The organism is Streptomyces sp. N35, from assembly GCF_016464295.1.
Taxonomy (GTDB): domain Bacteria; phylum Actinomycetota; class Actinomycetes; order Streptomycetales; family Streptomycetaceae; genus Streptomyces.
In genome coordinates, this window is the sequence record NZ_JAEIMH010000081.1 from 29,151 (window position 1) to 40,335 (window position 11,185).

Consider the following 11,185-nt stretch of genomic DNA (forward strand, 5'->3'; position numbering starts at 1 on the left):
CGGGGCCCCAAGGCCCGGAGCGGCGAGCGCTCCCGCCCCACCGGCGAGCGCGGCGAGTCTGGCGACCTTCTTGAGGGGGGTGAGTGAACGCAAGTGAACTCCAGTGCAGCTCGAAGATCCGCACCGACAGGAGTGGGGGGTCGGCAAGGGGTCGGGCAGCTGGTCAACGCCGGTTGAGGGTCCGGGTTATGGCAGGACTGTCACCTTCACGCTATGGAATGGACATCCTTTGGTCATGACACACCTGTGAAGGAGGTGTGAGAAGCCTGCAACCGGAATGCCGGTCGTCAGTTACACCCGTTCTGTGAGGACCACCGCCGCAACCTGCGGAGACCGGGAGGAGTCTCACCCCCCGGAATCCGCAGGCGGTCCAGCGGCCGGCTCGCGTAGATTGCGGAAGGCAAGCAGGTCAACACGATGGGGTCGTACGCAGTGGGCGCAGCAGGATCGGCAGGCGCGAGGCAGCGAGTGGCTCAGGCGCACCGGATCGTGGTCAAGGTCGGCTCCTCGTCGCTCACCACGGCCTCCGGGGGCCTTGACGCGGACCGCGTCGACGCGCTCGTGGACGTCCTCGCCAAGGTCCGCAGCGGCGGGGAGAGGGAGATCGTCCTGGTCTCCTCGGGCGCCATCGCCGCGGGGCTCGCCCCGCTGGGCCTGCGCCGCCGCCCGCGCGATCTGGCCCGCCAGCAGGCCGCGGCCAGTGTCGGCCAGGGCCTTCTGATGGCCCGCTACACGGCGTCCTTCGCGCGCTACGGCGTACGGGCCGGACAGGTCCTGCTCACCAGTGACGACATGGCCCGCCGCGCCCACCACCGCAACGCCTCGCGCACCCTCGACCAGCTGCTCACGATGGGCGCGCTGCCGATCGTCAACGAGAACGACACCATCGCCACCGACGAGATCCGCTTCGGCGACAACGACCGGCTCGCGGCCCTGGTCGCCCATCTCGTACGCGCGGATCTCCTCGTCCTCCTGTCGGACGTGGACGGTCTCTACGACGGCGACCCCAGCAAGCCCGGCACCGCGCGGATCGAAGAGGTGCGCGGCCCCGAGGACATCGCACATGTGCAGATCGGCAGCGCGGGCAAGGCCGGGGTCGGCACCGGCGGCATGGTCACCAAGGTCGAGGCCGCCCGGATCGCCGCCGGCGCGGGCATCCCCGTCGTCCTCACCTCCGCCGTGCACGCGGCGGACGCCCTGGCCGGACGCGACACCGGGACCCTCTTCCACCGCACCGGCCGGCGCAGCGCCGACCGGCTGCTCTGGCTGCAGCACGCCTCGACCCCGCAGGGCTCGCTGATCCTGGACGACGGTGCGGTCCGCGCGGTCACCGAGCGGCGCACCTCGCTGCTGCCCGCCGGGATCAAGGACGTCGAGGGCGAGTTCTCCGCGGGCGACCCGGTCGAGCTCAAGGACACCGAGGGGCGTGCGGTCGCGCGGGGTCTGGTGAACTTCGACGCCAAGGAGATCCCCCAGCTGCTCGGCCGCTCCACGCGCGAGCTGGCCAAGGAGCTCGGTCCCGCGTACGAGCGCGAGGTCGTGCACCGCGACGATCTTGTGCTGCTGCACGGCTGACCGCACAGCTGCTGCACGGCTGACCGCACAGCTGCTGCACGGCTGACCGCACAGTGGCTGCACAGCTGACCGCACGTCGGCGGCGCCCGTGTACGAACGGTGGCGGCGCCCGTGTACGAACGGTGACTCGAACCGGCCGAAATCGGATGCCCTGAGTGAGGGACCTTCCGTAAAACCGTCACGCGGCATGCGATTGCCTGGTCAACTTTGTTGCGAGCGGTTCGCACCACAGACACTTGACAGGAGGCCGTCCGGTGAGACGAGTGGCACTGACCAGTGTCGTGGCCGGAGAGAGCTTGGGGGAGCAGCACCAGCAGCCCGAGGACCAGCCTCGTCTCTGGCATGTCACGCTGAGCGTCTCCGGGCCCGACGCCCCGCTCGCGGACATCCGGCGTGCGCTGGAACAGCTCGCCCACGACCATCCTTTTCTGCTGACCAGTCGCTATGCCGCGGACCACGCCGAGATCCGCTACTGGGAAGAGGCCCGCGACCTGCACGATGCCGCCGCCGTCGCCCTGCGCCTGTGGGGTGAGCACCGCCAGAGCGCGCAGCTGCCGCCCTGGGAGATCGTGGGGCTCGAGGTCATCGACCGGGACACGTACCACCAGCGCGTCGCGGAGGGCTACGGTCCGCCGCCGGCCACCCCCGTCGGTGTACACCCGTTTTGAGCCGTCTCGGGGACTGGAATACGGCACGGACAGGCCGCCGGCTCGCATTACCCTGCGAGGCATGACCTCGCCGCTTTCCGCCCCGTATGACAACCTCTCGCCGGTCGTCCAGGCCGCCTACCGCGCCCGTGCCGCGGCCGCCGAGATCGCGCCGCTGCCGCGGGCCGTCAAGGACGACGCGCTGCTCGCCGTCGCGGACGCCCTCGAAGTCCGTACGAAGGACGTCGTCGAGGCCAACGCCGAGGACATCGCCAAGGCTCGCGCGGCCGGCACCAGTGAGTCGATCATCGACCGGCTCACGCTGACCCCCGAGCGGGTCCGCGCCATCGCCTCCGACGTCCGCGACGTCGTGGCCCTGCCCGACCCGGTCGGCGAGGTCGTGCGCGGCTCCACGCTGCCCAACGGGATCGACCTGCGCCAGGTCCGCGTCCCGCTCGGCGTCGTCGGCATCATCTACGAGGCCCGGCCCAACGTGACCGTCGACGCCGCCGCCCTGTGCCTCAAGTCCGGCAACGCGGTACTCCTGCGCGGCTCGTCCTCCGCGTACGCCTCCAACACCGCCCTTGTCCGGGTGCTGCGCGACGCCGTCGGCGGAGCGGGTCTGCCGGCCGACGCCGTCCAGCTCGTACCCGGTGAATCCCGCGATTCCGTACGGGAGTTGATGCGTGCCCGCGGCCTCGTGGACGTGCTCATCCCGCGCGGCGGCGCCTCGCTGATCAAGACGGTCGTCGAGGAGTCCACCGTCCCGGTGATCGAGACCGGCACCGGCAACTGCCATGTGTACGTGGACGCCCAGGCCGACCTCGACATGGCCGTCGAGATCCTGATCAACTCCAAGGCCCAGCGCCCCAGCGTCTGCAACGCCGCCGAGACCCTCCTCGTCCACCAGGACATCGCGGAGGCCTTCGTGCCGCGCGCCCTGGACGCGCTCGCCGAGGCCGGCGTGACCGTGCACGCCGATGAGCGGATCCTCGCCTACGCCGACGGGTCCAAGGCCACCGTGGTGCCCGCGACGGCCGAGGACTGGGAGACCGAGTACCTCTCGTACGACATCGCGGCCGCCGTCGTCGACTCGCTCGACAAGGCCGTCGAGCACATCCGGCTGTGGACCTCCGGGCACACCGAGGCCATCGTCACCACCTCGCAGCAGGCCGCCCGCCGCTTCACCCAGCTCGTGGACTCCACGACGGTCGCGGTGAACGCCTCGACGCGGTTCACCGACGGCGGCCAGTTCGGCTTCGGCGCCGAAATCGGCATCTCCACGCAGAAGTTGCACGCCCGCGGCCCGATGGGACTGCCCGAGCTCACCTCGACCAAGTACATCGTCACCGGCGACGGTCACATCCGAGGCTGAGCCCTCAGGCTGAATTTCCTTACCGTCTGCCCAAATTGACCCCCCAGGTCTACTCTGGATCCGTGCCGGAGGACGTGGGGGGCATGCCGTTTCCGGACGGCTGGGAGCCCGACGACGACCACGACCACGGGGGTGCGGACGAAGAGTTCGCCTCCGTGGTCTTCGACGAGGATTTCGTACGGGGCGCGCAGTTCCATGAGCCGACGGCGGTGGAGCGGCTGCTCGCCGCCGCCCAGGCGCGCGCCGAGGCCGAGGCGCACCGGGCGCGGGCCAGAGGTGCGGGGGCCGAGGACGACGGGGACGAGTTCTATGACGGGTACGAGACGCGTGCCCGCCGCGGCCGCTACGGCGACGAGACCGCGTACCGCCATGAAGAGCCCCAACCGGCCGGTTACGAGCCGGACTTGGTGGAGGACGGCCTCGCCCGCAAGGGGCACTCACGCTGGCACCGGCCCGTGGCCTGGCTGCTCGCGCTCCTGATGGGGATCGGCATGGTGGCGCTGGCGTTCAGCGCGGTCTACCGGGGCGCTTCCTCGCCCGGCCGCCAGGACCGCACCCCGCCGCCCGCGACAACCGGTGTGGAGCCTTCGGCGTCCGCGGACTACGAGGCTCCGGCGGTGTCGGCCAATCCGGTTACGCCCTGACGCGGCGTCCGGGCGCCAACACCGCATCCCCTGCGAAAAGTTGACGCGTACCAGGGCGTTTACCTGAGCCCCGGGAAACCTACTCTGAAAGTATGGCCGGGCCTGGAGACCCACCTGAGGGCACACCCGAGGGCGTTCCCGGTGGGAGCGAGGAAGAGTTCCGTTCCGTAGTCTTCGACGAGTCGTTCATTCGCGCTGCGCGCCTTGAGGAGTACTCCGCGCAGGAGCGGATCACCGACCACGCACCCGCGGTGCGCAAACGTGTGGCCGCGCATGCCGCGGCGCATCGCCGGCTTTCGGTCCAGGCGCTGGTGATGGTCGTCCTGATCGCGACGGCGTTCGCCGTGGCGATCTACATGGGCGTACGCCAGCCCTACTCCGAGCCCGCATCGCGGCCCGCCGATCCGCTGCGGATGACCGTGATCCCGCTGGTGCCGCAGGGGCCCGTGCCCGGGGCGAAGACCGCCGAGGAGCTCTTCGAGCGCAGCCCGGCAGCCGAGTTCGGGGCGGGCGCCGCGGGCATGCCGTTCCCCGCCGTGTACCGCACCGCGCACTTCTCCGCCGACCAGGTCAGGGCGGCACTCGACGTGGCGCGGAACTATCTGGTGGCCTCCTCGCTCGACCCGGCGGTCCTCACGGGCGAGGAGACACGGCCCGTGCGCCGGCTCATCGACCCGGACCAGCTCCACCAGTTCGACACCGGTTTCGACCGCCCCGCGGCCGACGGCCGGCACGCGCCCAGCGGCTGGCTGGTGCGCTTCGATCCGGCCAAGGCCACGCTGGCGGCCGACGAGGTGCGGGTGCACGGGACGCTCAAGGCCACCGAGACCGGCTCGGAGACCCTCGAGGTGACCTCGAACCACACCTTCGTCTACGCCCTGCGCCCGGTCGCCGGGGACGATCCCCGCGCCTCCCTGTTCACCGTCCGGCGCGAGCTGCACTTCCGCTTCGACAAGGACAACCTGCGCGTCGGGCAGGCGGAGTTGACCGTCTCGTATCTGCAGGCAGGACCGCTCTCCTGCGGCGCCGACTCGGCGGACCGGCTGCGGCCGCTGCTCGCCGGGCAGAGCGCCAAGTCCGGCGGTCCTGCGGGCACCGACCCGTATGCGACCAGCGGGCCGACGGTGCAGTGGGGAGCGCTCGCCGCGTCCGCACAGCCCTCACCCCCGCGTACCTGAGGGGCTACTTGCCGGCGGTCGCTACCGGCGTCGGTGCCGCCGTCGCCGTCCTGCTCAGGGCGCTCCGGGCCGTCCGCGGGACGGGAGGGGCCGAAGCCGCCGAAGCCCCTGCGGACCCGGCCGCCCAGATCGCCCGCGCCGCCCGCGATGTCCGCGACCAGCTTCATCAGCGGGTCCTTGGAGTTGCGCACATCGCTCGCATACGTGGAGGCCGACTGGCGGAAGGAGTCGGAGACCGAGGTGTCCTTGTCCTCGTCGCGCCGCGGGTAGTGGCCGTCCATGATCCGCTGGTAGTCACGGGACTCGGCCCACTTCTTCAGCTCGGCGGCGCGCACGGTGGTGAAGGGGTGGGTGCGCGGCAGCACGTTCATGATCTTCAGTACGGAGTCGCGCAGATCGCCGCCCGCCTCGTACTCCTCTGCCTGCTCCAGGAACGCGTCCACGTTCATCTCGTGCAGATGGTTGCCGCCCGCGATCTTCATCAGACCGCGCATCGAGGCCTTGAGGTCCTGGCCGACCAGCAGGCCCGCGCGGTCGGCGGAGAGCTCCGACTTGCGGAACCACTCGCGCAGCGCGGTCACGATCGCCATGATCGCGACATTGCCCAGCGGGATCCAGGCGACCTTGAGCGCCAGATTGGTCAGGAACAGCAGGATCGTGCGGTACACCGCGTGGCCCGACAGCGCGTGACCCACCTCGTGCCCGACGACCGCCCGCATCTCCTCCTCGTCGAGCAGCTCGACCAGGCCGGTGGTGACCACGATGATCGGCTCGTCGAGACCGATGCACATCGCGTTCGGCACGGGGTTCTGCGTGACGTACATCGGCGGGACCTTCTCCAGGTCCAGGATGTAACAGGCGTCGCGCAGCATGACGTTGAGATGCGCGAACTGGGCGTCGCTCACGCGCACCGAGTCCGACAGGAACAGCAGCCTGAGGCTGCGCTCGGGCAGCAGCGCGCTGAGCGCCTTGAAGACGGTGTCGAACCCGCTCAGCTTGCGCAGGGCCACCAGGGCCGAGCGGTCCGCCGGGTGTTCGTACGTCCGCGAGGAGATCCCGGGAAAGCGCCGGCGGGTACGGCCCGGCAGATTCTCGTGGTTCTCGCTGCTGTCGTGGTTTCCGTTGTCCGTGCTCTCAGGCATCCGGCCCCCATAAGTTCCGCGCGCGACGCGCACGTTGCGAGTTCTCTCGCCCCCCTTAGGAACGTCCAGCCTACGGGGAGGGTTCCATCACGCACCCGACCCGGACGCGGGGCCGTCAGGACCGGGGGATAGCTTGGGTGGCGTATCACCCGTTAAGGAGCAATGCGCGCAATGGATCCCGTGAACTCGCTGCTCGCCGCCGCACACGCCGCCGAACAGGGCCCCGGCAACACCATGCGGATCGTGCTCGCGGTCTCGCTCGTCGGTGCCGTCCTCGTCGCCTGGTTCCTGCTGCGCGGCTACGGACGCGACGACCGCGACTGAGCCCGTTCCCGGACGGCTCCCCGCACCCGTATGAGCCCGTGCCGACCCCGTACGCCTGAGTCGGCGTGATCGCGGCAGAGGCACCCCCGTACGATGTGCGCTGTATCGATGTACCAAGCCCGCTCCCACCCGGATAGGTCCTGTCGAGAATGAGCCTTACCGCCTCCGCAGCCCAGCTGGTCACCCTCGCGTCCGAGGGCGGTGAGCACGGCGGCAACCACGAGAGCCTCAACGCCTACGTCATCGGCGGAGGCGCGTTCCTCGCGCTGATGCTCCTGCTCTGGATCACCACCCGCTTCAACCGCGACCGCTGAACCGATAAGCCGCGGTGGGGGCACCCCCTGCTCGAACGTAGCCGAGAGCTTGGGGGACGGGCCGCTCGCACGGGCCGGTAGGGTCTGCTCGCATGGGAGAGCAGGACAGTTCTACCGGCCCCGCCCGTCGTGGTGCACACGGCGGCGGCAAGCGCCGTCTCGGTGTCATGGGCGGCACCTTCGACCCGATCCACCACGGGCACTTGGTGGCCGCCAGTGAGGTGGCCGCACGGTTCCAGCTGGACGAGGTCGTCTTCGTACCGACCGGGGAGCCGTGGCAGAAGAGCCACAAGCACGTCTCGCCGGCCGAGGACCGCTATCTGATGACGGTCATCGCCACGGCCGAGAACCCGCAGTTCTCCGTGAGCCGCATCGATATCGACCGCGGTGGTCCCACGTACACCAAGGACACACTGCGTGATCTGCGGGAGCTCAATCCCGAGGCGGATCTCTTCTTCATCACCGGCGCCGACGCGCTGAGCCAGATCCTCACCTGGCAGGACGCCGAGGAGACCTTCTCGCTCGCCCACTTCATCGGGGTCACCCGGCCAGGGCATACCCTGGCGGACCCCGGCCTTCCGGATGGCTCCGTCTCCTTCGTGGAGGTCCCCGCACTGGCCATCTCCTCGACGGATTGCCGTGATCGGGTCGCCAAGGGGGATCCCGTCTGGTATCTGGTGCCGGACGGCGTGGTGCGATACATCGACAAGCGCGAGCTCTACCGCGGCGAATGAGCTAAGAGGGGCACCCGGTGAACGACCGACAGTACGACCCTTATGCGGGCCGGCAGCACGCCGGTCAGCAGCACGCGGGTCAGCAGTACGAGATCGTCGGCTACGACGAGTACGGCCAGCCGGTCTATCAGCCCGTCGCGCCCCCACACCCTCCGCAGAGCGGCTACGACCAGTACGGCGGTTCGGTCCCGCAGCAGCAGGGATACGGCTACGACACGTACGGCGGTCAGTACGGCTCGGACGGTTCGTATCCGGACGGCTCCTCGGACGGTTCGTATCCGGACGGCTCCTCGGACGGTTCGTATCCGGACAACTCCTCGTACGGTACGGAGACTTACGGATCCGGCGCCTCGTACGGAAACGACCAGGGTGCCCCGTACGACCCTTACGGGCAGAGTGCCGGGACCGGTCAGCAACCGCGGATCTCCTCGGACACCGGACAGTTCGCGGCCGTCGGCGACACCGGACAGTTCGCCCCGGCCGGCGACACCGGGCAGTACACGCGCGTCGAGGAGCCGACCGCCTGGGTGCCGCAGCAGCACACGCCCGAAGAGCCGCAGCGGGCGCCTCAGCGCGAGTTCCACACGGAGCAGTTCTCCTTCATCGAGGAACCCGATGAGGAGTCCGAGGACGTCATCGACTGGCTGAAGTTCACCGAGTCGCGCACCGAGCGCCGCGAGGAGGCCAAGCGCCGCGGCCGCAACCGCATGGTCGCGCTCGTGGTCGTGCTCGCGCTGACGCTCGTCGGCGGTGTCGGCTACCTCTGGTACGAGGGCAAGCTGCCGTTCCTGTCGAACGCGGCCGGGGACGACGCGGCCGCGACCGGACCGCAGAAGCGCGATGTCATCGTCGTGCATCTGCACGACGTCAACGGCAAGAGCACCTCGACCGCGCTGCTCGTCGACAACACCACCACCGAGCGGGGCGCCACGGTGCTGCTGCCCAACTCGCTCGCGGTGACGAACGAGGACGGCCAGGCCACCACGCTCGGCAAGTCCGTGGACGACGACGGCTCCAGCGGTACGCGGGAAGCCGTGGACGGACTGCTCGGCACCCGGATCGAGGGCAGCTGGCGCCTGGACACCCCGTTCCTGAGCAACCTGGTGGACAGCGTCGGGAACATCGACATCGACACCAACGCGACGGTGCCGGACCCCAAGGCCAAGAAGAAGGGCCAGGCCCCGCTGGTCACCCAGGGCGAGGACCAGACCCTCAGCGGTCAGATGGCCGTCGCGTACGCCACCTACCGGGCGCCCGGCGAGAGCGAGACGGCGCAGCTGACCCGTTTCGGCGCGGTGCTCCAGGGGGCCTTGCGCAAGCTGTCGACGGACCCGAAGGCGGCCACCACCACCGTCGAGATGCTGGGCCAGATCATCGAGCCGCCGCTCACGGAGAAGGACCTGGGTGCCTTCCTCGCCCGGCTCTCCGAGCGCGCCAAGGGCGGCGACTACGACAGTGCCGTGCTGCCCGTGCAGCAGGACGGCACGCTCGGCAAGCAGGCCACGGACAGCGTGGTCGAGAAGCTGCTCGGCGGCACGGTCAAGAGCCCCGACCCGGACGCCGCGGTCCGTATCAACCTCTCCGGCGACAAGAAGGCCCTCGAGAGCGCCCGGGTCGACCTGGTCAACGGCGGCTGGACGGTCCTCTCCGGCAACACGAGCCCGGGCTCGGCCTCGCAGATCACCTACGCCGACGACGCCCGCAAGGCCGAGGCGGCCGAGGTGGCCAAGACGCTGGGGCTGCCGGCGGGCGCGGTCAAGAAGGGGAAGGTCGCGGGGAACGCGGACATCGGGGTCGTGCTGGGGGCGGACTACAAGGCCCAGTAGGCCCCGCCGAGGGCGCCGCCCCAGGGCGGTGCCCTGCTCCGGCCTTGGGGTGCGGGTAATCACCTGGGGCCAGGTCCGCGGTCCGTGAGACCCTTGGGGAAGCAACACGCCCGGGTTCCGGGTTTTTGGTAGACACAGCCCTGACCCGCCGACGGAAAGCCAAGCAGTGACCGCGACAGACCGTTCCATCGAGCTCATCCACGTGGCCGCCCAGGCGGCCGCCGACAAGCTCGCGCACGACATCATCGCCTACGACGTCAGCGACGTGCTGTCGATCACGGACGCCTTCCTGCTGGCCTCGGCTCCCAACGACCGCCAGGTCAAGTCGATCTGTGACGAGATCGAGGAGAAGCTCAGCAAGGAGCTCGGCGCGAAGCCGGTACGCCGCGAGGGCGACCGCGACGCGCGCTGGATCCTGCTCGACTACGTCGACATCGTGGTGCACGTCCAGCACAGCGAGGAGCGGGTCTACTACGCGCTCGAGCGCCTGTGGAAGGACTGCCCCGAGCTCGACCTGCCCGAGGACGCCAAGGCCACCCGCGGCAAGGGCGCCCAGCACGCGGACGCCGAAGAGGCGGCCGGGGAGCTGCGATGACCGTCCCCTCGGTCCTCAACAACCCGGGCGGTCGCAGCCGGCGCGTCATCCTGTGGCGGCACGGCCAGACGTCCTGGAACCTGGAGCGCCGCTTCCAGGGCACCACGGACATCGGGCTCACCGCCGAGGGCGTCGCCCAGGCCACCCGGGCCGCCCGGCTGCTCGCCTCCCTCAAGCCCGACGCGATCGTCGCCTCCGACCTGAGCCGTGCCGCCGCCACGGCCGGTGAGCTGGCGAAGCTGACCGGGCTCGAGGTGACGTACGAGGAGGCCCTGCGGGAGACCTTCGCGGGTGCCTGGCAGGGGCTGACCCACGACGAGATCCTGGCCACGTACGGCGAGGAGTACGCCGCGTGGAAGCGCGGCGAGTCCGTGCGCCGCGGCGGCGGCGAGCTGGAGACCGAGGTCGCCGACCGTGCCGCCCCGGTTGTTCTGCGCCATGTCGACAAGCTGCCCGACGGCGGGACGCTCGTGGTGGTCAGTCACGGCGGCACGATCCGCACCACGATCGGCCGGCTGCTGGGCCTCGACTCGTATCTCTGGGAAGGCCTCGGCGGCCTCTCCAACTGCTGCTGGTCCGTCCTCGGCGAGGGGGCCCGCGGCTGGCGTCTGCTCGAGCACAATGCGGGCACGCTGCCGGAGCCGGTGCTCGGCGACGACACCTGAGTCCCTGCTGGTCAGAGGGGCCGGGACCCGGATTTCACTTTCCGGCTTGTCGCAGGCTAAAGTTCTTCTTGTTCGCCCGCCGAGCGGGAAGAACACAAGGGGCTATAGCTCAGTTGGTAGAGCGCCTGCATGGCATGCAGGAGGTCAGGAGTTCAATTCTCCTTAG

At 70.0% G+C, this 11,185-nt stretch carries 11 protein-coding genes and 1 pseudogene; 11 read left to right on the top strand and 1 reads right to left on the bottom strand.

The window, feature by feature from the left end; all coding sequences use genetic code 11:
- Window positions 1–468: 468 nt before the first annotated feature.
- From proB to JAO81_RS33070, 5 genes are all read left to right on the top strand, one after another.
- Window positions 469–1,575 carry a glutamate 5-kinase gene (proB, locus tag JAO81_RS33050; RefSeq protein WP_199551657.1) on the top strand — a complete coding sequence of 369 codons (1,107 nt, stop codon included), beginning with the start codon at window positions 469–471 and terminating at the stop codon, window positions 1,573–1,575.
- A gap of 254 nt (window positions 1,576–1,829) precedes the next feature.
- Window positions 1,830–2,243, top strand: coding sequence for a hypothetical protein (locus tag JAO81_RS33055; RefSeq protein WP_307814003.1), 414 nt, complete (start codon window positions 1,830–1,832; stop codon window positions 2,241–2,243).
- 61 nt (window positions 2,244–2,304) lie between these two features.
- Complete coding sequence (locus tag JAO81_RS33060; RefSeq protein WP_199551658.1) at window positions 2,305–3,597, top strand: glutamate-5-semialdehyde dehydrogenase; 1,293 nt, start codon at window positions 2,305–2,307, stop codon at window positions 3,595–3,597.
- A 35-nt stretch (window positions 3,598–3,632) separates the two neighbouring features.
- Window positions 3,633–4,241 (top strand): hypothetical protein, encoded by a 609-nt coding sequence (locus tag JAO81_RS33065; protein ID WP_199551659.1) that lies wholly within the window; start codon window positions 3,633–3,635, stop codon window positions 4,239–4,241.
- Between the two features lie 92 nt (window positions 4,242–4,333).
- Window positions 4,334–5,419, top strand: a complete 1,086-nt coding sequence (locus JAO81_RS33070; RefSeq protein ID WP_199551660.1) for a hypothetical protein — start codon at window positions 4,334–4,336, stop codon at window positions 5,417–5,419.
- Window positions 5,420–5,447: 28 nt separating this feature from the next.
- Here JAO81_RS33070 and JAO81_RS33075 read toward each other — a convergent pair.
- Window positions 5,448–6,561, bottom strand: a pseudogene (locus JAO81_RS33075) (M48 family metallopeptidase); the annotation flags it as partial.
- Window positions 6,562–6,732: 171 nt separating this feature from the next.
- Here JAO81_RS33075 and JAO81_RS33080 point away from each other — a divergent pair.
- The 6 genes from JAO81_RS33080 to JAO81_RS33105 all read left to right on the top strand — a co-directional run bounded on the left by JAO81_RS33080 (window position 6,733) and on the right by JAO81_RS33105 (window position 11,019).
- Window positions 6,733–6,885 carry a hypothetical protein gene (locus JAO81_RS33080; RefSeq protein WP_165331501.1) on the top strand — a complete coding sequence of 51 codons (153 nt, stop codon included), beginning with the start codon at window positions 6,733–6,735 and terminating at the stop codon, window positions 6,883–6,885.
- A gap of 149 nt (window positions 6,886–7,034) precedes the next feature.
- A complete protein-coding gene (locus JAO81_RS33085; protein ID WP_093613087.1) occupies window positions 7,035–7,199 on the top strand; it encodes a hypothetical protein in 165 nt (54 codons plus the stop codon).
- Window positions 7,200–7,291: 92 nt separating this feature from the next.
- Window positions 7,292–7,933 (top strand): nicotinate-nucleotide adenylyltransferase, encoded by a 642-nt coding sequence (gene nadD, locus JAO81_RS33090; protein ID WP_199551661.1) that lies wholly within the window; start codon window positions 7,292–7,294, stop codon window positions 7,931–7,933.
- Window positions 7,934–7,950: 17 nt separating this feature from the next.
- Entirely contained in the window at window positions 7,951–9,759 is a 1,809-nt protein-coding gene (locus JAO81_RS33095) for an LCP family protein (RefSeq protein WP_199551662.1), read from the top strand.
- 166 nt (window positions 9,760–9,925) lie between these two features.
- Window positions 9,926–10,354: a ribosome silencing factor gene (gene rsfS / locus JAO81_RS33100; RefSeq protein WP_199551663.1), complete on the top strand. Its 429-nt coding sequence runs from the start codon at window positions 9,926–9,928 to the stop codon at window positions 10,352–10,354.
- Window positions 10,351–11,019 carry a histidine phosphatase family protein gene (locus JAO81_RS33105; RefSeq protein ID WP_199551664.1) on the top strand — a complete coding sequence of 223 codons (669 nt, stop codon included), beginning with the start codon at window positions 10,351–10,353 and terminating at the stop codon, window positions 11,017–11,019. The genes rsfS and JAO81_RS33105 overlap by 4 nt, the downstream gene beginning before the upstream one ends.
- Window positions 11,020–11,185 lie beyond the last annotated feature (166 nt).